18 protein-coding genes, 1 tRNA gene and 1 other RNA gene are annotated in these 23,071 nt (G+C 29.2%); 3 read left to right on the forward strand and 17 right to left on the reverse strand.

The genetic code is table 11. The annotated features are described in order from the left end of the window. Window positions 1-15 precede the first annotated feature (15 nt). The 8 genes from IPH62_01070 to IPH62_01105 all read right to left on the reverse strand — a co-directional run bounded on the left by IPH62_01070 (window position 16) and on the right by IPH62_01105 (window position 9,482). Window positions 16-1,335, reverse strand: coding sequence for a citrate (Si)-synthase (locus tag IPH62_01070; protein MBK7103862.1), 1,320 nt, complete (start codon window positions 1,333-1,335; stop codon window positions 16-18). Between the two features lie 129 nt (window positions 1,336-1,464). Beyond that, window positions 1,465-2,751 (reverse strand): oleate hydratase, encoded by a 1,287-nt coding sequence (locus IPH62_01075; protein ID MBK7103863.1) that lies wholly within the window; start codon window positions 2,749-2,751, stop codon window positions 1,465-1,467. After that, the gene (locus tag IPH62_01080) at window positions 2,736-3,593 is read right to left on the reverse strand and encodes a phytoene/squalene synthase family protein (GenBank protein MBK7103864.1); all 858 of its coding nucleotides are present in this window, start codon (window positions 3,591-3,593) and stop codon (window positions 2,736-2,738) included. The genes IPH62_01075 and IPH62_01080 overlap by 16 nt, the downstream gene beginning before the upstream one ends. Further along, window positions 3,593-4,465: a squalene synthase HpnC gene (gene hpnC, locus IPH62_01085; protein MBK7103865.1), complete on the reverse strand. Its 873-nt coding sequence runs from the start codon at window positions 4,463-4,465 to the stop codon at window positions 3,593-3,595. The genes IPH62_01080 and hpnC overlap by 1 nt, the downstream gene beginning before the upstream one ends. A gap of 34 nt (window positions 4,466-4,499) precedes the next feature. Next, a tRNA-Leu gene (locus IPH62_01090) sits at window positions 4,500-4,583 on the reverse strand. A 117-nt stretch (window positions 4,584-4,700) separates the two neighbouring features. Then, the gene (locus tag IPH62_01095; protein MBK7103866.1) at window positions 4,701-6,986 is read right to left on the reverse strand and encodes a PBP1A family penicillin-binding protein; all 2,286 of its coding nucleotides are present in this window, start codon (window positions 6,984-6,986) and stop codon (window positions 4,701-4,703) included. Continuing rightward, a complete protein-coding gene (locus tag IPH62_01100; protein MBK7103867.1) occupies window positions 6,986-7,708 on the reverse strand; it encodes a UDP-2,3-diacylglucosamine diphosphatase in 723 nt (240 codons plus the stop codon). Before IPH62_01100 ends, IPH62_01095 begins: the two co-directional genes overlap by 1 nt. A 64-nt stretch (window positions 7,709-7,772) precedes the next feature. Continuing rightward, window positions 7,773-9,482 (reverse strand): M1 family metallopeptidase, encoded by a 1,710-nt coding sequence (locus IPH62_01105; protein MBK7103868.1) that lies wholly within the window; start codon window positions 9,480-9,482, stop codon window positions 7,773-7,775. A 107-nt stretch (window positions 9,483-9,589) separates the two neighbouring features. Between IPH62_01105 and glgC the strand changes: the two genes are divergently transcribed. The 3 genes from glgC (at window position 9,590) to IPH62_01120 (ending at window position 14,164) form a co-directional block, all read left to right on the forward strand. Continuing rightward, window positions 9,590-10,825 carry a glucose-1-phosphate adenylyltransferase gene (gene glgC, locus IPH62_01110; GenBank protein MBK7103869.1) on the forward strand — a complete coding sequence of 412 codons (1,236 nt, stop codon included), beginning with the start codon at window positions 9,590-9,592 and terminating at the stop codon, window positions 10,823-10,825. A gap of 74 nt (window positions 10,826-10,899) precedes the next feature. After that, complete coding sequence (locus tag IPH62_01115) at window positions 10,900-12,732, forward strand: excinuclease ABC subunit C (GenBank protein ID MBK7103870.1); 1,833 nt, start codon at window positions 10,900-10,902, stop codon at window positions 12,730-12,732. Window positions 12,733-12,910: 178 nt separating this feature from the next. Then, window positions 12,911-14,164, forward strand: coding sequence for a hypothetical protein (locus IPH62_01120; protein ID MBK7103871.1), 1,254 nt, complete (start codon window positions 12,911-12,913; stop codon window positions 14,162-14,164). On the opposite strand, the gene ffs is transcribed toward IPH62_01120, so the two are convergent. The 9 genes from ffs to IPH62_01165 form a co-directional block, all read right to left on the reverse strand. Beyond that, window positions 14,165-14,261: signal recognition particle sRNA small type (ffs, locus tag IPH62_01125), an RNA gene on the reverse strand. It lies immediately after the preceding gene. Window positions 14,262-14,482: 221 nt separating this feature from the next. After that, a complete protein-coding gene (locus IPH62_01130) occupies window positions 14,483-15,601 on the reverse strand; it encodes a glycosyltransferase (GenBank protein MBK7103872.1) in 1,119 nt (372 codons plus the stop codon). A gap of 8 nt (window positions 15,602-15,609) precedes the next feature. After that, a complete protein-coding gene (locus IPH62_01135) occupies window positions 15,610-16,569 on the reverse strand; it encodes a GNAT family N-acetyltransferase (GenBank protein MBK7103873.1) in 960 nt (319 codons plus the stop codon). Window positions 16,570-16,664: 95 nt separating this feature from the next. Next, complete coding sequence (locus IPH62_01140; GenBank protein ID MBK7103874.1) at window positions 16,665-17,564, reverse strand: PorV/PorQ family protein; 900 nt, start codon at window positions 17,562-17,564, stop codon at window positions 16,665-16,667. A 79-nt stretch (window positions 17,565-17,643) separates the two neighbouring features. Next, window positions 17,644-18,633, reverse strand: a complete 990-nt coding sequence (locus tag IPH62_01145; protein MBK7103875.1) for a hypothetical protein — start codon at window positions 18,631-18,633, stop codon at window positions 17,644-17,646. A 26-nt stretch (window positions 18,634-18,659) separates the two neighbouring features. Next, window positions 18,660-20,225, reverse strand: coding sequence for a hypothetical protein (locus IPH62_01150; GenBank protein ID MBK7103876.1), 1,566 nt, complete (start codon window positions 20,223-20,225; stop codon window positions 18,660-18,662). A 2-nt stretch (window positions 20,226-20,227) separates the two neighbouring features. Then, window positions 20,228-21,037, reverse strand: coding sequence for a hypothetical protein (locus IPH62_01155; GenBank protein ID MBK7103877.1), 810 nt, complete (start codon window positions 21,035-21,037; stop codon window positions 20,228-20,230). Between the two features lie 183 nt (window positions 21,038-21,220). Further along, window positions 21,221-22,075 (reverse strand): site-2 protease family protein, encoded by an 855-nt coding sequence (locus tag IPH62_01160; GenBank protein MBK7103878.1) that lies wholly within the window; start codon window positions 22,073-22,075, stop codon window positions 21,221-21,223. Between the two features lie 122 nt (window positions 22,076-22,197). Next, window positions 22,198-23,070, reverse strand: coding sequence for a DUF1207 domain-containing protein (locus tag IPH62_01165; protein ID MBK7103879.1), 873 nt, complete (start codon window positions 23,068-23,070; stop codon window positions 22,198-22,200). Window position 23,071: the final 1 nt, after the last annotated feature.

Raw genomic sequence — 23,071 nt, forward strand, 5'->3', positions numbered from 1 at the left:
AAAAATAAAATCCTTTTATGAATTTGCACTTTTAATTCCGGCAGCTTCTTCTAACATTTCTGTTGTTACAGATTTCGGTCGTTCTATTGGATAACCAAGACCACGATCCCAAATAATATTTGCAACTACTCCAAATGCTCTTCCAACAGCAAACAGAACAGTATAGAAATCATATTCTTTCAAACCGTAATACCATTGAATAACGCCGGATTGTGCATCAACATTCGGCCAAGGATTTTTAGCTTTTCCTTGTTCAAGTAAAACCGGAGGAACAACTTTGAATAGTAAATCTACGTATTGGAATAATGGATCGGTTGGTAAATGTTTTAGACAAAATTCTCTTTGCGCCATATAACGAGGATCTGTTTTTCTTAATACCGCATGACCAAATCCCGGAATTACTTGACCGCCTTTTAAAGTATCCCAAACAAATTGTCTCATTTCTGCTTCAGATGGAACTTTACCACCCATTTTATCATAAACACCTTGCAGCCAGCCTAATACTTCTTGATTTGCAAGTCCGTGTAATGGTCCGGCAAGCCCGTTTGTCATTGCAGAAATTGAATAATATAAATCAGATAAAGCACTTGCAACTAAATGACCGGCATGAGCACTAACATTTCCGCTTTCATGATCACTATGTAAAATAAAATACATTCTTGCAACATCATCATATGGTTTTGCAATTCCCATCATGTGTGCAAAATTTCCGCCAAGATCAAGTTTGGAATCAGATTCAATAAAATCACCATTTTTATATTTTAATCTATAAATAAAAGCTGCTATTCCGGGAATTTTTGCAAGAAGATTTAAACCGTCTTCATAAGTTGGAGCCCAATAATCATTTTTCTTTAAATGTCCCGAATTATATTCTTTTACAAATTCCGATTCTCTTTGCATTGCCAAAATTGCCGTTGAAAACATTACCATCGGATGAGAATCTTCCGGCATAGCTTTTAGAATATCAAAAACATAATTTGGAACAACATGACGATTGCTAAATTCTTCTGCAACAGCTTGAACATCTTCCATCGAAGGAATATCACCGGTTAGTAAAAAGTAAAAGAATCCTTCTACATAAGGCATTTCTGCTTCAGGAACTTTTGGCAGTTGATCCAACACTTCCGGAATTGTTAATCCGCGAAAGCGAATTCCCTCAAATGGATCAAGATAAGAAATATCCGTAACAAGACTTTTAATATCTCTCGCACCGCCAATAACTTGACCAATATCAACTTCATCAACTTTAACATTACCAAATTCTTTCAAAAGACGTGTGGTACGCGGGCGCCATGCTTCAATTTTCTTAAACAGCTTTTCTTTCAGATCTGACATGTAAACCTCCGGTTTCTTCAAATAAATATTAGTTAGTAATTATTATTTTATACTATAAAAATACTCCTATAACCTAATATAATATTTTCCAATAAATAAATACAGAAGAACATAAAAATTTGAAATATTTTATTTTTTAATTTGATTTGCAGCTTTCATTCCGCTGTAAATTGCACTTTCTATAGTTTGAGGTAAACCAGTATTTGTCCAATCTCCGATAAAGAAAACATTACTAATTTTTGCTTCTATTTTACTTCTAAAATTTTCAAATTCTAAATTTGATTTTATTGTTGCTCTTTTTTCTTTTATTACAAAACTATCGGTTATTAAATTTTTGTTAAAGTCCGAGAAATATTTTTGTAATTCTGTAATACAAATTTCAATGATTTGGTTTTGCGAAAGTTGGATTAAGCTATTTGCATCACTAATTACAAGAGTTATAAATTCTTCGTGATTAAAAACCCAATGAATTTGAGAATCAATTAATGAAATAAATTTTTCTGTGAAAATATTTTCTTTAAGTTTTAGATTTACAGAAATTATTGCGGAAGTATCATAATCGCCAAAATCGCTTTCCAATAATTTCTCATTGCACTTTATTTTACTTATTTGATGATACGGAATTGCTAAAACCAGATTATCAAATTGTGTTAAAGTTCTTTTATTTGTTTTAATTTCTTTAACAGAATTATTTTCAATTTTAATACTTTCTAATTTTTCAGAGACAGAATAACTAAATTTCATTTTATTTAAATATTCCAAAGTTGGTTCAACAAATATTTTACTTAAATTATCTTTAGGAATTAATATAGTTGATGATTTATTTCCGGTGAAAAATATTTTCAGCAGCATGTTTTTAAATAATATTGCGGAAGCGTCTTCAATATTGGTGTTTAACGCACTTACCGTTAAATTTGCCCAGAAAGATTTTATTGCATTTTCTGATTGTTTATTATTTTTTAACCACTCAGCAACAGTTAATTTTTCTAATTTGGAATTGCTTATAAAAGGAATTGAAATTACAAAATTTATAAAATGGAATTTCTCATTTAGGTTTAATGCATTAAAATTCCAAATTGCATTTAACAAGTTTAAAGGATAAAAATATTTTGAAGCATCAATTTTAAATTTTTCACTTTCTGTATTTATATAAACAATTTTTAAATTATCTTGAAATTCTAATTTATCGAATGCATTTATCAACTTTAAAAATTCCAAAGTTAATTTATAAGATCCCATCAATAAATGCTGGCCGTTATCAACTTCAGAATTAAATTTTTCGTTGAAAAAAGAATATGTTCTTCCGCCAAGTTTAGGTGAAGAATCAATTAATTCAATTTGGTGGCCATTTTTTGATAGGTAAACTGCTGCAGATAATCCGGCTAATCCGCCGCCAACTATTATACACTTAGCCATTTATAAAATGTTTTATATTTTATAAAAACTGAAAGAGCAATAAATATTTTATTGAGATTTGATACTCTAATTTTTTTGGAAAACACATCAAAATTTTCTTGCTCAATTTTATCGAGAAGTCGTAAATAAATATATTCCATTGCACGCGCCGTAAACATATTTGATTTATCTTTAGTCGATAAAAATTTATCTGCATCATTGTAAAATTTTCTTGCCCGTGTTGTTTGATATTTCATTAATTCAATAAACTTTTCATTGTAAACTGAATTTAACAAATCAGATTCCGAATAATTAAATTTTAGCAAATCTTCTTTTGGTAAATAAATTCTATTATTTTTTCCGTCGGTTTTTACATCACGAATTATATTTGTTAACTGAAGTGCAATTCCCAAATTAATTGCAAATTTTTCTGTGTCTTTAAGTTTATATCCAAAAATCGGGATTGTCATAAGTCCAACTGTAGAAGCAACATTATAGCAATATTTTTTTAACTCGTCAAAATTTTCAAATCTGTTTTTCTCCAAATCCATTTCAACGCCGTCAATTAAATCGAAGAAAGGTTTTACATGTATTTTAAATGTATCAATAACTGTTTTTAGTTCAACTAATATTGAATTATTTGATTTCTCTTTTAATGATAATTCAAATTCATCTTTCCACTTTTTTAATTTTTCAAACCGAGCTTCTTTCGATTCAAAATTATTATCAACAATATCATCAGTCATTCTGCAAAATGCATATACTGTTTTTATCGCCTCTCTTTTCTTTTTCGGTAAAAATGCAAAAGTATAATAAAAACTGCTTTTACTTTTTTTCGATATTTCGCTTGAAGTTTCTATAATTATTTTCCAAAAATTATCGCTGATGAAAAAATTTTAATGAAATCAATTTTACTTAATTTTGGTCTTTGATTTAACACATCATAATTTATATTTTCTAATTTATATAGAATTGCTTCGCCGCTTTTAATTGTAACTAAAATTTGCATGCGCAATCTAAATGGTAAAAAGTCTAATAATTTTCTTCCTTCTAAAAACATTTTTTTTGTTCGTTCAATTTGAAACTTCATTAACTCAACAAATTGAATATTGTTACTCGAAGTATTTTGAAAATCATTTTCGCCAACTGAAAATTTTTTCATTTCATTTTGTGGGATATAAATTCTTCCTTTTTTAAAATCTATTGAAACATCTTGATAAAAGTTTGTTAATTGCAATGCAGTACAAATTAAATCGGAATATTTTTTAGCTTCTTTATTTCTTATTTCATAAATTTCCAAAATTATTCTACCAACTGGATCAGCACTATTTTTGCAATAATTTAATAAATCATCAAAATCATTATATCTAAATTTTATCAAATCTTGTTTAAATGCTTTTATCAAATTAATAAAATTTTCTTTTGTTAAATTTTTTGAAATTATGGTATGATAAAAAACTTTCCAAAAATCATTTTTATAATTTTGATTGAAAGACTGAATCAATTCATTTTCATATTTCTCAAGTTCAATTAGTTTTTTTTGATTGGAATGATTTCCTTCATCAGAAATATCATCAGCTTGCCGAGCAAATTGATAAACTACAGCAACATATTTTCTTAATTTTTTAGGAACGAAAAATGATAGTACGGGAAAATTTTCATAATGAGAATTAGTAAAATCAATTGCTTGATTGTAAAGAAGTGTTAATTCAGATTTTATAATTTGATCACTCAATAATAATTAACCAGACCAATTCTAAGTTTTTTAGTGCCCGAAACAGGACTCGAACCTGCACAGGATTTCTCCCACTAGGACCTGAACCTAGCGCGTATACCAATTTCGCCATCCGGGCTTATTTTAATCAAACCTTTTAAAAATCTTTCCCAATTCCAGATTTTAAATATTTATCTCTTACAGATTTTAAAATTTTATTAAAAAAATATTCGAATCCTTTCTATAAAACATTTTATCATTCATCAATTTCTTGAGCTTCGTATGATAAACTATCAGGTTTATAAAATTTTGTATAAAGGTTAACTTTATTATCCCTACCTTTTATAAACGGCATTGGAATATCTTTAAGATTTATATAATCAATAACTTCGCCGGTTGAACAATCATTTGAGTATAATCTAGGATTTCCGAATTGATAAATAGATTCTTTACAAAATTTTACAGATGTAATATTTCCACTTTCCGGAAATGGAAATGATTGAAACGGAAAATCAAGCTGACTATAAACTTCGCGCATAAAATTTGACCAAATTGGGTTTGCTGCTTGTGAACCTTGTCCGTATTTTCCGGTAAATGAAATTCTTCTATCATCAAACCCAACCCAAACGCCCGCAGCTAATTGAGGAGTAAAACCCATAAACCATGCATCTGCATAATCTTGAGTTGTTCCGGTTTTTCCGGCTGCCGGTCGGTAAAATTTATGAATTGACCTTGTTCTAGTGCCAGTTCCTTCATTCATAACAGTTTCAAGCATATTTGTAATTAAGAATGTTGTTTCTGCTGATAATGCTTCTTTTGAACTATGCATAAATTGATCAATAATAATTCCATCTTTATCTTCAATTTTTAGAATTGAAATCGGCTCATTATATATTCCATTATTTGCTAAAGTTGCATATGCTGAAGTTAATTCAATAAGCGTAACTTCAGACGTTCCCAAAGAAATTGATGGCACTAAATTTAATTTTGTTTTTATTCCCAATTTACTTGCTAATCTTCCAACTTGCCAAAGTTCAACGTGTCCTTCAATAATCAACCTTGCACTAATAAGATTTTCCGAAGTTCTTATTCCGTCACGCAATGTCATAAATCCGCCGGTCGAATTATCAAAATTGTGCGGGTTCCATCCTCCGTAATTAAACTCTTGATTTATAATTGGGAATGCGGGATATAATCCATTTTCTAATGCGGCTGTGTAAACAATTGGTTTAAATGACGATCCCGGTTGTCTTTTAGTTTGCGTTGCGTGATTTATTCCATAACTAAAATCTTGATTCTTCCCGCCAATCATTGCTCTGATTTCACCGTTCGTCGCATCTAAACATACAAATCCAACTTCAATTGTTTGTGCTAAGGTTTTAACAGAATCAATAAATTTCTTCGAGTTTTTCAAAGATCTTAGAATTCTTTTCTTTTCTTCTCCTTTAGCCATTTGATAATTTCTATCATTTCTAATTGCTTTATTAACAAGATCATCCAGTGTTGATTTATTATTTGACCAATTCCAATTTTTATCAAATAATTTTTGATAACTACTTAAATGCTCGGCGGCGGCTTTGTTAGCTATTTTTTGCATTTTATAGTTTACAGTTGTATAAATTTTTAATCCATCTTCATAAAGATTATATCCGTATTTATCTGCCATTACCTCAAGTTGTTTTCTTACATATTCAACAAAATGAGGCGCAATAGAGCTTTGCATTCCATCATTTAAATTTTCTGCTGTAAGTTTTAATGGAATATTTTTCAAAGATTCATACTCTTCTTCGGAAATTAATCCATTATCCATCATATTATAAAGAACGACATTTCTGCGCATTAAAGCATTTTCCGGGCGGCGAATTGGATTATAATATACATGCGATTTTAGCAATCCAATAAAAACTGCAGCTTCCGGAAGCGTAAGTTCTTTTGCACTTTTCCCAAAATAATTTTGTGTTGCCATCTCAATTCCATAGGCTCTATTTCCAAAGAATGAATTATTGAGATACATTTGCAAAATTTCTTTTTTTGTATAAGTCTGTTCAATTTGAATTGCGGTGAACCATTCTCTAATTTTTCTTACACCGGTTTGAAATAAATTTTCGCGGGCAACTTTAAGATCATATAAATTTTTTGCTAACTGCTGTGTAATTGTACTTGCGCCTTCCTTTTTTCCAAGGAAAACAGTTTTGAACATTGCCTTGATAAATCTTCCTAAATCAACTCCCCAATGATCATAAAATTTTCTATCTTCGGTTGAAATTAAAGCATCAACTACAAATGAGGGAATACTATCAATACTAATTTCTCGTCTGTTTTCTCTATAATATTGACCAATAAATTCATTATCGAGACTAATTACATTACTCGCTAAACTTTGCTTTGGATTTTCAAGCTGATCCAACGAAGGTAAGCCCGAAACAATATGACTGTAAAATAAATATCCGAGCAGAAGAAATACAAATAAAAATCCTATTCCAATTGTATATATAAGCTGTTTATTTTTTACGTTTATAAATCCTTTTTTCTTTTTTGCCATTAACTATTCCATTCAATAATCTCAAAATTTTGATTTTTATAAATTCCGTAACATGGTTTATCCAGCCAAGTTCCTAAATTTATGTATTGCCCATTTTTGTAAATAACATTTTTCTGCTCATGCGAATGTCCGAATAAAACATAATCATATCCGTCATCAATAATTTTCTGAGCGGTTTTTAATAATCCATCAATTTCACCATAGGATTTTTGAGTTGTATAATTTCTGCTTGTTTTACTAGATGAACTTGCAAGCCAAATTCCTAAATCCGGGTGAATCAGTGAATATAATTTCTGAACATTTTTATTTCTTAAAACTTTTTTCAGAATTTTATAACCCAAATCATTTTCAACCAAACCATCGCCATGAGCAAGAAAAAATTTTTTATCATCAATTTCAATTTTCAATTCATTTTCATAAAGTTTAACACCTAATTCTTTCTCAAAAAAATCTCTGTGCATAAAATCGTGATTGCCGATTAAATAATGAACTTTTATTCCGGATTCAACCAAATCAGAAATTGCAGTTAAAGTTCTAAAATATCCTTTTTGAATTACGCGTCTGTATTCAAACCAATAATCAAAAAGATCGCCCAAAATGAAAAATTGGTCACACTCATTTTTTGCGAATTGCAAAAATTCAACGAATTTCTTTTCTCTTAATTTTTCAGCTTCGCGAGAAAGTAATCCAAAATGTAAATCAGAAATAAATATTGATGCCAATTAAATCTCTAATATTTTCAGAACTTAAATTTAACACTTTTTATTCATCTAATTTCTTAGAAAATTATTTTTCTTTTAAAATTTGCGCAGATCGGAAAGCCAGCCATCCGTTTGGATCAAGTACCAAATCTTTAACTTTTTTATCAAAATTAAATTTGAAAGCATTTTGTCTTTTCTTTATAAAAATATTTTCTATTTTGCTTGAATCATTTTCAAATTGGAATTTTATTTCAAGCGGAAAACGATATTCTTCATAACCTTTTTGAACTTGATTAACTTTTAACAAAATTTCATTTGTATTGTTTCCTTCGGGTGAAAAAGAATATTCAATTTCAATTAATCCATTTCCCTTAAAAATCCACTGATCAAAAAATTTTGTTAAATCATTTTTGCTGAAACTTTGCGCAAGTTTTATAAAGTCGTTAGTTGAAGCATTTTTATATTTAAATGATTCATAATATTTTTTGAGAAGTTTGAAGAAATTTTCATCACCAATTTCTTTTCGTAGCATGTGCAAGACCCATGCACCTTTGTTGTAAATAATTCTATCAAATAAATTTTCGGGATTATACAAAGTTGTTCCGTTAAAATCAGTCAAAAAAGATTTCATTGTAGATTGAAGTGAGCTAAACCCGCTTCCGTTTTCCCAATATAAAGCTTCAGAATAAGTCGAAAATCCTTCATTCAACCAAATATCTTTCCAGCTTGATAATGTTACTGCATTTCCCCACCATTGATGCGCAAGTTCGTGGACTAATAAATCTGTAAAAAATTGTGAACCACTTATAAAATTTTTTCCGACACCGGTAATTGTTTGATTTTCCATTGCGCCGAAACTCCACATAAATTCTGCAACTCCGTATTTTTCATTTATGAAAGGATATTCGCCGAAAGTTTGCGAGAAAAATTTTATTGCTTTTGGATGAATGCTGAAATCTTTTTTTGACTTTTCTAAATCTTCCGGAAAAACAAAATATTCAATTTTCATCGAATCGTTTTGCTCATTCACATAATAATCAGAAAATAATTTATACTTTGAAGCGGCAAAGAAAATTAAATATGTCGCAATTGGGTATTTTGTTTCCCAATGAAAAGTTTTTTTACCTTTTTCTGATTTAACACTTTTTAGAATTCCATTTGAAACGGCTGTTAAAGCTGAATCGCAAGTAATATTTACATCGGCAAAAACTTTGTCAGATGGCGAATCATTGCATGGAAACCAAGTTGACGCATAAATCGGTTCGTTCAAAGTGTAAATTACCGGATCAATATTATTTTTTGCAAATCTGAAGGAACCAAATCCCAAACTTTTGGGAGTTCCGGAATATTTTATTTTTAGCTGAAATGTATCAATCAAACTTTGATTTGTTGAAATAATAATTTTATTATCATCATACAAATAACTTGCAGATTTGTTGTTCAACTCCACTTTTGAAACATCAAAATTATCATGAAAATTCAATTCAATTTTATCCAGATTTTTACTTCTTGAAATTCCCGTAATTATTGTTGTTCCAAAGATTTCTTCTTTTTCTGGAAAAAGTTCCAAATCAATATTGTAATGTAAAATATCAAGTTTTTTTTGATTTGATGAAATATAATCTTCAATATTAGAAATTTGCGAAGGATTAAATCTAAAACCGTTTTCTACAAATGTAATTCCATCTTCCGTAGAAATATTAAAATTTTGTTTTATAATAAATATAAAAGCGACAACACTTATAAAAAATAAGGTTGAACATCCAAAAAAGAAATATTTTTTCTTGACTTTCATCGGCAAAAAAAGTAATTAGTGAACTAAAACAGAGTATATTTTTCCACAAATTTCAAATGACAATTCAATAATAGTAAATATATTTTGTAAAATAAAAAGAGCTCACTATGGCATTTACAGGTTCAGCACTTCAAAGAGAAACATTAACAATGATTTTAGCCGGCGGACAAGGTGAAAGACTTCATCCGTTAACCGGTATGCGTACAAAACCTTCTGTTCCTTTCGGCGGGAAATACAGAATAATTGATTTTGCTTTATCAAATTGTTTGAACTCCGGCTTACGAAAAATTTATGTTCTAACTCAGTATAAATCTGATTCGTTAAATCAGCATTTATATGAAGCTTGGAATATTTTTAATCCGGAACTTGGAGAATTTATTTATTCAATTCCACCGCAGAAAAAAACCGGAAATGAATGGTACCAAGGTACTGCTGATGCAATTTATCAAAATTTAAACTTAATGCGGCAAAGAGATTATACTTGGTGTTTGGTTCTTGGCGGCGATCATATTTATAAGATGGATTATATGAAAATGCTCCAATACCACATTGAGAAAAAAGCTGATCTTTCCATCGCAAATATTATTACACACAAAGAAGATGCAACTCGTTTTGGAATTATTGAAATTGATGAAGATTACAACGTAAAATCTTTCATCGAAAAACCGGCTGACCCGCCCGAAATTCCTGGCAAACCCGGATTCTCTTTTGCAAATATGGGAATTTATATTTTTAATGTGAAAGCATTAACCGATGTTTTAGAAGAACTTGTTGATCAGAATACTGCTAATTTAGATTTTGGAAAACATGTAATTCCTTTAATGGTTGAAAAACATTATAAAGTTCGCGCATTTAGATTTGAAGATGAAAATAATCCGGACAAGCCTTATTGGGTTGATGTTGGTACTATTGAAAGTTATTACAAAGCAAGCATGGATTTGCTAAGTGTAAATCCCGATTTTAATTTATACGATTCAAATTGGCCTTTGCGCACAATGCAGAGACAAATGCCGCCGGCAAAAACACTTTCGCATGAAGGTGAAAGAGTTGGAAGAGCAATAAATTCGCTTGTTACAGATGGAACAATTATTTCCGGCGGATTGGTGGAAAGATCCATTATTGGTCCAAATGTAAAAGTTAACAGTTACACTTATATTACGGATTCTATAATAATGGATAACTGTAATATTGGAAGACATACAAAAATTCGCCGAGCAATTATTGATAAAAATGTTCATGTTCCGGAAAGAGAAGAAATTGGTTTTGATCCGGATATTGATAGAAAACGATTTACAGTTTCTGAAACCGGCATTGTTGTTATTCCAAAAAATTATAAATTCTAAGATTACGTTTCATTAATAAAAATTTTAAATTGCGAATAGTTTGAAAAAATTATTCGCATTTTTTTTGCAATGATATGAATACCGAATTAAAAAATAAAATTTCTGCAATTCCTTCACTTCCCGGAGTTTACCAATTTTTTAATAATGAAGGAAAAATTATTTATATCGGAAAAGCAATAAACTTACGCAGCCGAGTTCAATCATATTTTAGAACAAAAGTAGATTCGCCCAAAACACAAGCGCTTGTAAGCAAAGTTGAAAATTTTGATATTATTGCGACAGAAAACGAAATTGAAGCTTTGGTTCTTGAAAATAATTTAATTAAAAAACACAAACCTCGTTATAACGTAAATTTAAAAGACGATAAATCTTATCCATACATAAAAGTTACGAAAGAACCTTTCCCTCAAGTTTATCCAACAAGAGATATAGTACAAGACGGATCAAAATATTTTGGTCCTTATACAGATGTAAAAAGTATGAAAAATTCTTTGAGAATGATTAATAAATTATTCAAAATAAGAAGTTGTTCGTATTTCATTGATCAAAATGTAATCGATCAAAAAAAGATAAAAGTTTGTTTGGATTTTCACATAAAGAAATGCGATGGACCATGCGAAGGTTTAGTTTCTGAAGAATCATATTCTAAAATGGTTAATCAAGTTGTAAAAGTTTTGCGAGGAAAAACTTCGGATTTAATTGATGAATTAAAATCAGAAATGCGTGAAGTTAGTTCAAAATTACAATTTGAAAAAGCCGCGGAAATTAGAGATAAAATTGAGCAATTAAAAGTTTATTCGGAAAGACAAAAAATTGTTACAAATGATTTTGATGATAAAGATATTATTGCTTTGGCAATTGAAGCAAAAGATGTTGCTTGCACAATTTTAAATATTCGTTCCGGAAGATTGGTTGGTAAAAGACAGCTAAAATTAAGTGTAGAAGTTGATGAAGAACTTGAAAAAATCTACAGTTCTGCAATTAAATTTTATTACGGCGAATATGTTGAAATTCCCAAAACAATTATTCTTGAAATTTTACCAGATGACGATAAAGCTTTGCTGGATTGGCTCAACTCCAAATCTGAAAAAAAAGTAAATTTTGTAATTCCAAAAATTCAGAGCGAAGCAAAATCGCTTTTAACAATGTGTAAACAAAATGCAATTTTGCAACTGAAAGATATTCAACTTCAGAAAATGAAAAAGGATGGAAATTTACCTTATGTTTTATCTTCGTTAAAAAGAGATTTGCGATTGAATGATCTTCCAAGAAAAATTGAATGTTTCGATATTTCAAATCTTCAAGGAACTGATACGGTTGCAAGCATGGTCGTTTTTGTTGATGGAAAACCTAAAAAATCTTTGTACAGAAAATACATTATTAAATCTGTTGAAGGTCCAAATGATTTTGCGAGTATGCAAGAAGTAATCGAAAGACGCTACTCAAAATTAATTGAAGAAAATGAACCGCTTCCGGATTTAATTATGGTTGATGGTGGTAAAGGTCAGCTTTCAAGCGCGGTGGAAATTTTGGATAAACTTGGAATTAAAAAATATCAAATTATTGGCTTGGCAAAAAGATTAGAAGAAGTATTTTTTCCGGGAATTTCCGAAGCACAATCAATTCCTAAAACTTCATCAAGTTTAAAATTATTGCAGCATTTACGAGATGAAGCTCACAGATTCGCAATAACATTTCACAGACAAAGAAGAGATAATAGAACACTCCAAACTGAATTAACTGAAATAAAAGGAATTGGGAAAAAAGTTGCTGAAAAATTATTAACAAATTTTAATAGCATAAATGATATCAAATCCGCAAGTGAAGAAGATTTATCAAAAATAATTGGAAAAACAAAAGCAAAGATAGTTATTGAATTTTACACACATTCTGAAGAAAATATTTAATTTTTTTCAATAAATAAATTACTCATCATTCAATCAAAAGTAATGTCGATATTTTTGACCTTAAAATTTGATTGTCAATAATACAAATTTATCTTACTTTAGACTTAAACAAAATTACTTTTTTTGTATTGAAATCTTGAAATTATATTCGACCAAAAATAAAATATGAGTTTATCCAATGAAAAAATTAATTGCATTTATAGTTTTTATTAGTAAATTTTCATTTGCTCAAGGCGAAGCAGCCATACCGTTTGTAACATTGCAGCAATCAAATTTATTATTAGGTGCCGGACAAATTGGCGTATCTATTCCAAATAATGATGTATTGGGATTTTATTTTAATCCGGCAATTTTAGGTTATACATCAAAAGAAAATCATGCCTCCATTTATTCATTAACAAAAAAAACTGATTGGTTTTGGGATCCGATTACATACCACAATTATGGGTTAAATTTAGGTTATAATTTAGCATCTGAAATAAATTTCCCGTTATCAATAGGAGTGGGATTTATACATAACAAATTTGATTTTGGAGAATATTTTGTAACCAGTGAAGAAAGTCCCGTACCAATTGGTAAATATAGAAGTTATGATAGTTTTAACAGTTTTAGTTTAGGAATTGGAATTGATTATTTTGCAAAAATTAATGTTGGTGTTTCTATTAAATCTTTTGATTCAAATATAGGAGCAAGATATACAGATGGACAAATTAAAAAAATTTCAGTTGATGGAACAGTACTGGATTATGGCACTTTAATTATTCTTCCATTTTCAGAATTATTAAAATCAAACTTAGATTTTCAACTTGATGATTTTTCAACTTTAACTCCAAATCTTAATTTTAGTCTTGGATACTCACTAACAAATGTTGGTGATGAAGTTTATTATATTGATGAAAGTCAAAAAGATCCGCTTCCAAGAACTTCAAGATTTGGTTACACTCTAAATTTTGGTTATCAACTATTACATAAAAATATTAAAATCAATTTAGTTGACTATTCTTTTACAGCAGAGGCAAATGATATATTGGTTAATAGAGACTTTGATGATGATGGTAATCAAGTAACATTTAATGCACAATACCAAAATTTATTTGGTGATATAGATATAATTGATCATGTAATTAGTCTGAATCCAGACGAAAAAGTTATTGTTCATAAAGGGCATATTTTTAATTTCTTTGAAACAATAATTTTAGCTAAAGGAAGTTTTTTAGGCAGAGGATATTCTGAAGTTAGAAAAACTGACGGAATAGGAGTTTCTTCAAAAGGAATTTTTAAACTATTAAATTCAATAATTGGAAATTCTACAATAAATTTTATAACCAAACATCTTCAAATAGATTATTATGATTCGTTTGTAGAAATTTCGAAAGGAAGTAAAACAAATTTTAATGGCATATCATTACATTTTATTGATTTTGAACTATAAAAAAGCCAAGCAGCAAATTACACAAATTGAATACTGACCGCTGCTTCCTTCCGGACCTCACGGAGTTGGGCATCAACTTGTTAAAATGTGCTTGGCAAATTTGAGGTGTAAATATAATTATTTATTGTTTTAGATAAAATTCTTTTCTATGCTAAATTGATTTTCATTTCTCATATTCTTAATCATAATCTTATTCTTAATCTTACTCATTTTTTTAAAATAATAATTACTACATAGATAAAGGGAAAACATGATTTTAGAAAAAATTAAAAAAGGTTAAGATTAGGATTATGAGTAAGATTAAGAAAATAAATGAAGTTATGACAATTGATTCAACACTTTTTTAAATTCATTTTCCCAGTTTAATTCCTTCGAAGCTTTTACACAGTTTTCTTTATAAGTAAAAAGCAAATTTTCATTCTTCAAAAATTCATTTATCGCAGAAATAATTTCATCATCATTTTCAACATTTACATATTTCCCAACATTGAATTCATCAACTATTTTTTTCATTTGCGGAAGATTGCTGCACAAAACCGGAACTCCAGCCATAATGTATTCAAATATTTTATTTGGTAATGCGTAGTAATAACTTAGACTAATATTTTCAATTAATGCAATTCCCAAATCCGCAGAAGCCGTACAGTTTAAAAGTTCATTATGATTTACAGAGCCGATAAAATGAACTCTATTTTGCAAATTTAATTTTCTTGTTTCATTTTCAAATTTCGTTTTAAACTCGCCATCACCAACAATAACAAAGTGTGCATTTTCAATTTTGTTCAATATTTGAATTAATTTTAAAATTCCTCTGCCTTCTAAAATTACTCCTTGATATAAAATTATCTTTTCATTTAATCCAATTCCTAACTTTTTTCTTAAATCAACTTTTTCAAAATTATCCTTAAACTTTGGCAAATTTCTCAATACAAGAATATTTTTTAACTCATATTTTTCTTCAAGAAATTCTTTATCCATTTCTCCGGTAACAAAAACATTGTCAACTTTTCTAATAAACTTATTTTCAATTTTTGCAATTATATTTTGCACAATTGATTTATTTCTTAATCCGGCTAAGTGGGCATAAATTTCTCTGCTGTTATAAAATATTTTTGCTTTATTAAATTTTGCAAAAAAATATGTTACATGAAGTGTATAAACATCTTCGGCAAAGTAAATATCTGATTTATATTTTAATAAATCTTTTATAAGTAAATAAAAAAATGAGAAGTAAAATTTTAAACTAGATTTCGATTTATCAAGTTTATAAATATTTGTTTTGCCCAACTGGGATTTGAAATTTTCGGATTTCCAATCGAATGAAATTGTTTGAACTTCGTAATTTAAATTTGTTAAAGATTCAATCAAATTAACAACGCGCGAATCTTGATTTGCATTACCGAGAAAAGTAATTATTACAGATTTTTTATCAGACATTTTAATGTCTATAATTTTATGTGAAGTGTATTTCTCATAATTGATTTTGCATCAAATTTTTCTTTGAAATCTATTAAGTTCATGCTTGGCGTCATTGGATTTTCAGCCGATGTATCTTGCGAAACTCCAATATCGACATAATTATAATCGCGTTCGGTTGCATCTTTTACAACTTCAAACATTACACGCTGAATTGGTTTGTATTCGGCATATTCATAACGAAGCATATTGTAAAAACAAATTGCAACATTTTTATTTGCATAAAACATTAGCGAACCGGCAATCGGTTCTTCATCCAAATAAACCATAAAAAGTTTTAATCTATCCGGCATAAGTTGTTTTAATTTTAATAAATCTTCGTACGAGTGCGTTGGCTTTACGTTATGTCGTGATTTGTTCTCAATCAATATCGGATAGAATTCATCATATCGTTCATTCACTTCTACTCTTACACCTTCTTTAATTGAATGACGAATATTTCTTCTTGTAGTTTGTGTAAATCTAGAAATTATTTCAATGTTTGGATTTAGTTTTATTGCACTAGAAATATAATGTAGTTGAAATTTAAATCCTTGCCACAACATTGCAAAATCCAAATTATGATTTGGAAAAGTTTCGTAAATCATTGGAGCAGCAGTAAGTGTTAATTCATTAATTCCATTTTTCTTTGAATATTCCAAAAGTGCAGAAACAATTTCCATCGTTTCTTTAAAAGTTATATCTGGAATTACAATTGATCCGTAACTTGCACCAATTGGTGATTCAAAATGTGAATTATTTATTAGACTTCCCGGAAGCACGGCGGCAATTTTATTTTTATCCAAAAATATTAAATGATTAAATTTGAATTTTCCCGGAGTGTGGTAATCAAAAAATTTCTGCATGTGAAACATTGTTCCATTGCTTGACTTTAGAACAAATTCATCCCACTTATCTTTCCATTCGGGTGTGTATTCAATAATTTCCATAATTGCCAAAAGTAAGTTGTACGGAGGTTAAAAATACAAAATAAGAATATGTTTCACATAATTAAAAAAACTCAAATTATAATTTTGAAACATATTTAGAAAATATATTGAAGGGAAATTGTATTTGCATTTCCGATGTTATAAGTAAATGGTGTAAATGCATAATCCAAATTAAAGCCTTTGTAGAAAACTCCAGCACCGAAAGAAATATTACGAGATTCAATTCCATTTACATAACCAAATCTTAGAAAGAATTGTTTATCGTATCCAATTTCCGAGCCGAAATGAATGCGCGTAATTTCAGAATCAAAATAATTTTGAATTCCAAAAACCGGAAAAATTTCCAATGAAGCTGATTCAACCGAAAATTTATATGTCGCATTTAGCAATAAATCCGAAGGTAATTTTGTTTTTTCAAGTCTTAAATTATTCATACTTCCTAAATTTCTTACTGATAAACCTAAATTTAGATTTTCTAAAATATCTGTATAAATTAAACCCAAATCATATCCTAATCCGGCTGCATCATCAGTAAAAATACTTTCATATAAATATTTAATTGAAAAGCCAAAGTAAATATTTTCGGTCAATCCAAATCCGGATGATAAATTTCCATAAAAATAATTTACGTCAAAAGTTGATTGTGGAGTTTCAGTCGGTTGAGTTCTAACTTCAAAGTCATTTACTTTTGTTGTGTTTGCGCCAACTGAAAATGGAATTCCCCATAAACTAAAGTTTGCTCCAACAAATTGACTTGATAAATCTTGAATCCATGCTTGGTGAGAAAACATAATACCGGCAGAATTATTTAAATTTACCGTCGCCGGATTATAATAAACAGATGAAACATCGCCGTCTAAAAATCCAATATCGGAAACGGCAATTGTTTTTGCACTTGGTCCAATTTTTAAAAATGATAAACCGCTTTTGCCAGCATTTTGAGCAAACACTGAAAAGATAATTATGAAATTTAATGTTAAAATTTTTTTTATCATTTTATTTTCAAATAATTCTTCTTAAAAAATTAACCACAGAGAACACAAAGATGTTCTCAAAGATCACAAAATATTTTAATTAAAATAAAATTTCAATTCCAATTATATGATGATCGTAAGCAGCGTAAGGTTCAATTGCAAAGGCGTAATTTATTCCGACTAATATTTCATTTATCATTTTAGAATAAGAAAATCCAAATGCTGGTCTTAATGGAATATCAAAATTTGAAATACTAATTCTATCAATTCCACCTCTTAAAAATAAATTTTCTATTATATTATATTCGGTTCCTAATCTTAAAAAATCTGTTTCGGCGTTACTATGTTCAAATTCTAAAGTTGCAATCACTTTTGGATCTTCAAATTTATATGCCGATGAAATTTTTACGAAAAAGGGAAAATTGTAAGTCTTTGAGTTTCCGCTTGTTCCGTATAATTTACTTGAATCCCATTTATATTTTGAATTTACGTCTGTTAAAACAAAAGCAAAATTTAAATTTTTATTAAATTTATATAAAGCACCAAAATCCAATCCAAATCCAGATGAAGTTATATCTTCATAAAGTTTATAATAATACAGCTTTAGTCCTACCCCAATTGATAATTTTTCCGAAAATCGATTTGAAAAACTAAGGAAGAACTGATTTTCCGATGTTGATAAATCTTTAAATTTTTCTCCTTGATTATCTCTTCCATCAATATTACTTACGCCGGCATTTATTATCCCAAAACTTATTCCGGCAATTGAACGCGGTTTTCCATCTGCAGATTTATTTTTTCCAAATTCAAATTTTCTTGTAAAATTTAGAAAATTTAATGATCTATCTAATGACAAAAATGAATATGAAGTTTGAAAATAATTATTTTCTTGAAATGCAGATAATGCGGGATTATAATATGAAACTAAATTTCCTTCATCTAATGCGGAAATTGAATTTCCCATTGAAATTCCACGAGCGCCAAAACCCATACGACTAAAGGCTCCGGACATACTGTTTAATTTTGAAAATTCCGATTGTGCAACAATTGATGAAGATAAAATTAATATTCCCGAAAAACTAAATGACAAAAATAATTTGGTAAGATTTCTTTTAATCACATCAACACCATGATTTTGCCATAAGATTGTTTGTTATCGCCAATATCAATTCTAAAAAAATAAACTCCATTCGGAACAATATTATTATTTTCATCACGGCCATTCCAATAATCAATATTATCTAATCCGCCCGGTCTATTTGCATTTTGAATTATTGTCTTTACCAGATTCATTCCAAAATCAAAAATTCTAATTGTTACTTGCTTACTTTCGCCATCAAAATTATATTTAATATTAATTTGCTCTTCATCAGGCTGAAAAGGATTTGGAAATGCAATCGCTTCTGATTCAGAAGAAACCGCTGGTGATGAAAGGAAAACTTTCCAATTGCCGACCCACATTCCACCCGTTTCAATTAGTTTTGCAGTCCCAGATTCAGAACCAAGCCAAATATTATTGCTCTGTGAATTATCCAATGTGCAATTAACTGCTCTGAATTTTGTAGTATTTAGAGTATTACCAGATTCAGAATCTATAATTTGCGGAATGTTTATCCAAGTATTACCTAAATCATTTGAGCGAAAAACTCCATTATCAGTTGCTGCTAAAATATCAGCTTCTGTTTCATTCTGATTAAATGTAAAATCAATATCGTGAATATTTTCGCCAGCCAAATAAGTATTCCAGTTTTCACCAAAATCTGAAGAAGAACTTAAGCCATAAAATTCTGTTAATCCTTCGGCTTTCCAAGTTGCAGCCCAAATTGTATTGTTGGAAATATCAAAATCAATTTTTAAAACAAAATTTCCGCTGATAGAATTTTCTTGATTCAAATGATTAAATTTACGCCAGCTAATTCCGCCATCCGAACTTAAATTAATTCCGTTTGCTGTTCCCACTAAAATTGTAGAATCATTCAAAGTTTTTAGAGAGAAAAATCTATGATTTAAATTATCTTCAAATCCCAAAGCTCCAGAAGATGGTGAAATAGTAAAATCCAAAGTATCGGTTGGTTTAATAGAATCAAGGTAATCCGGCGGGACTACAACTTTTTCCCAAGTTTTACCAACATCAATACTTTTTCTAAATCCTCCGTAAAATGAAGCAATCCAAATTGTGTTTTTTGTAAAAGCAATGCTTCTTGTAAAATTCCCTTCTTCAACCGGAATTGGCAAAGCACGCAAAGTATTTATTCCATAAACAATTGACGAATCATCTTCTGCATCAATCGGTTGAGCAATGTCAATCCAAGTTTCGCCCTTATCCGCAGAATAATGCAAACCTGAGCCAACAGGAACAACATCATCGGAATTTTCAAGAGGATGCCAAGTTGCGCACCAAATTGTATCATTATTTATTGCAAGAGCAGAAATTCCTTCTTCGCCGAATTTGTAACTTGTCCAACTTGCTCCGCCATCTATTGATTTACTCAAACCAATTGTTGTAGCAACCCAAATATCTGAGCCCATAAAATCAATGTATTCAACAGCGTTTCCGCTTGGAGTTGGATCCGCTAAAATTTTAGAAAGACTTGTTTTATCTAAAGTAAATTTATTTGGTAATGTTTGTGCATACAAACTTACTGCAAATATTAACGAAATTGTGATAAAATATTTTTTCAAAATTAATTTACTTTTAGTGAAAAATTAATTGTATTGCTAACTAAACCGGATTTATCAACTGCGTTAAATTTAAAGTGCCAAAAGCCGGTTTGAGATGTAGGTCCAAAATTGTTTTTTAAAGAAAAAATTCCATCTCCGCGAACTTCGTCACCAGATCCGGAAACATCACCGTTATCAAACATTGGAAATTTTGTAATTGTATTGTTTGCATCAACAAAAACAACAGAGCTATCCGGTCTTAGTAATTCAAAATAAACTTGTTGAATATCACTTAATCCATTTGGTTCACTTACTTTTACTGTAAAAACAAAAGTTGTATTTCTATCTACTGAAGATGGAATGTTTAAATCAGAAATGGCAGGATGAAGATTTTCTGCATTGCTTAGATATTTAAACTTTTTAACACCAATTTTCTTAATATTTTCACCAGCAGGATTTACATTATCTTCAACATAAAAATCAATTTCATAATTTCCAGGTAGCATACTTTCGCTAAAAATAATTTCACCCGAATATGTTTTCTTAATACTTGAATTATTTGTATTCATTAAAATTCTATCAGTAATTTCTTCACTTCCATCTTCGTTAAATAAAATAAACCAAACTGATTTTACTGATTGCGATTTATTTATTGAAACAAAATTTTGCAATTTTTTATTTGTTGCGGAATAAGCAAATTCATCTGGCGAGGAAATAGATTCAACAAAATAATCGGCATTTTCCTTTTCAATAACATCGTTAGGAATTTCTTCACAACTTAAAAATATTGCGATTGAAACGATGTAAAATATTTTCATCAATTTTATTTTCATATTAAAAAAGATGTGATTGCTTGAAGAATTTTGATTAGAAACCACATTAAAATTTACTGTCTTATTTTTGTTGAGAAAATTTAATTAAAAAGTAGCAAATTTTTCTATGGTCACCTTTTGATTTTTGTGGATTAAAATTTAGAGAAGTTGATTAAAACTATCAAGTACAATTTTTATTGCACCTTAAAAGCTAATATAAAACGGTGACGGTGAAAATGAAATTGCCAAAATAAACAAACTGAAATAACCAATTAGTTTCCTTTTCCAATCAAGTTTTTCAAAATATCTAACCGGCGGATGTTTTACCTTAATAATAAAGTATAGAATTACTGCCCAAAATAGCCAACCCGTCCAGCCAAAACCAATACTCAATTCTAAAAGTCCATCAACAATTCCGGAAATTCCAAATATTATTAAAAATATCATTGAAATACTTGCAACTGCTTCTTGAATTTTTGGACCAAACATACTAAATACAATATGTCCGCCGTCTAATTGTCCAACCGGAATCATATTCATTGCGGTGATTAAAAGTCCAAACCATCCCGTCATCAAATAAGGATAATGATAAACTTCGGTCATCGGCGGAACAAATTCATTTGTTGAAGTCAATAAATTTTTTAGAAAAATAAAAAGTAAATTATTTCCGAATTCAAGTGATAAAGAATTTTTGCCGTAATCCGGAGAAAAATAATCGGGATGAATTGCGAGAATATAATCTTGTGTGGGAAGATGAGTAAATCCGTAAACCAAAACAATTATAGATGCAATAAAGCCGGCAATTGGTCCGGCAACTCCAATATCAAACATTGCTTTGTTATTGGGAATTTCCGATTTTGTTCTAATCACTGCGCCCATGGTTCCGAAATTAAAAAACTCCGGAATCGGAGGAATCGGAATAAAATACGGAAGCGTTGCTTTTACTTTATGAAATTTTGCCGCAAAATAATGTCCGAATTCATGAGTAGCTAAAATGAATAACGCCGAAAGAGAATATGGAAGCCCGATTGCTAAAGATTCCAAATCATATGGACCCATTGTTCCGGTTACCCATTCGGTTCCGGCAATAACAGTTGTTATAAAAGTTATTAAAAAAAGTAATAAATGAAAAAATGGACTTTGAAAAAATTTATTTTTGATCAATATAAAATTCCTTAAAACTATAAATCTAAATTGAAACCAAATGCAGTGAAATTTTCTTTTAAATCAAAATATTCACCGTGAATATTGTAGCCGCTAAAATATCTTAAATAAATGCTAAATCCTTTATCTGCTATATTTCCAATTTTAATACCAACTTGCAATGAATTATTTCCAGTATATCCATAAATATTTATTAAGCGAAAATCATAAGCTAAATATGGAGTTATTTTTTTACTAATTATATTTGTAAGAAAATAATCAAATCCGATTTGATATTGATCTTGACCAATATTTTTCGGATCAATTTTATAAATGTAAGTTAATCCGGCATAAATTCTAAAATCATTAATTTTAAAATATGGAAGAAGTTCGAAAAATTCTCTGCTGTAAACTTTCGGATTTCTAACATCTCTCCATTGATTCAAATCTTTATCAAAATGGCCATCTACAAAATGAGCGCTAATGTGACTAATTCTTAACCTTGCGCCAAATTCATATTTATCACATATTTTTCTATATCCAAAATTAAATCCAAATAAATAATCAACTGCATCAACTGGAAAATGAAAATCACTTTGACTTCTTAAAAGTGTATATGTAAACAAATCTGCGCCAAAAGATAATATATTTTTTTCATCTATTTTGAATTGTAAAATATCTAATGAATTTCCAACATTCAGACTTAATTCATTAATATTTGTTTTGACTTCAAATCCCAATTTTGGTTCTAAAGTATTTGTCGTGTATGGCTGTAATAATAATTTGGAAGGAAATAATTCCCAATTTGATTGAGCAAAATTAATATCTATTAAAAACAGAAAGAAAATAATTGCCGACAAAATTATATTTTCTATCTCATTAAATTTTAAAACTGATTTCACAAATTTCATA

The organism is Ignavibacteriota bacterium (genome assembly GCA_016708125.1).
Lineage (GTDB): Bacteria > Bacteroidota > Ignavibacteria > Ignavibacteriales > Melioribacteraceae.

Excerpts from the sequence above, each read along its gene's own strand:
- IPH62_01155 (MBK7103877.1), bottom strand. The coding sequence starts at position 21,037 with ATGAAAATAAAATTGATGAAAATATTTTACATCGTTTCAATCGCAATA.
- IPH62_01105 (MBK7103868.1), bottom strand. The coding sequence starts at position 9,482 with ATGAAAGTCAAGAAAAAATATTTCTTTTTTGGATGTTCAACCTTATTT.
- IPH62_01115 (MBK7103870.1), top strand. The coding sequence starts at position 10,900 with ATGAATACCGAATTAAAAAATAAAATTTCTGCAATTCCTTCACTTCCC.
- IPH62_01160 (MBK7103878.1), bottom strand. The coding sequence starts at position 22,075 with ATGGGTCCATATGATTTGGAATCTTTAGCAATCGGGCTTCCATATTCT.
- IPH62_01095 (MBK7103866.1), bottom strand. The coding sequence starts at position 6,986 with ATGGCAAAAAAGAAAAAAGGATTTATAAACGTAAAAAATAAACAGCTT.
- IPH62_01135 (MBK7103873.1), bottom strand. The coding sequence starts at position 16,569 with ATGGAAATTATTGAATACACACCCGAATGGAAAGATAAGTGGGATGAA.
- IPH62_01120 (MBK7103871.1), top strand. The coding sequence starts at position 12,911 with ATGAAAAAATTAATTGCATTTATAGTTTTTATTAGTAAATTTTCATTT.
- glgC (MBK7103869.1), top strand. The coding sequence starts at position 9,590 with ATGGCATTTACAGGTTCAGCACTTCAAAGAGAAACATTAACAATGATT.
- IPH62_01130 (MBK7103872.1), bottom strand. The coding sequence starts at position 15,601 with ATGTCTGATAAAAAATCTGTAATAATTACTTTTCTCGGTAATGCAAAT.
- IPH62_01165 (MBK7103879.1), bottom strand. The coding sequence starts at position 23,070 with ATGAAATTTGTGAAATCAGTTTTAAAATTTAATGAGATAGAAAATATA.
- IPH62_01070 (MBK7103862.1), bottom strand. The coding sequence starts at position 1,335 with ATGTCAGATCTGAAAGAAAAGCTGTTTAAGAAAATTGAAGCATGGCGC.
- IPH62_01075 (MBK7103863.1), bottom strand. The coding sequence starts at position 2,751 with ATGGCTAAGTGTATAATAGTTGGCGGCGGATTAGCCGGATTATCTGCA.
- IPH62_01140 (MBK7103874.1), bottom strand. The coding sequence starts at position 17,564 with ATGATAAAAAAAATTTTAACATTAAATTTCATAATTATCTTTTCAGTG.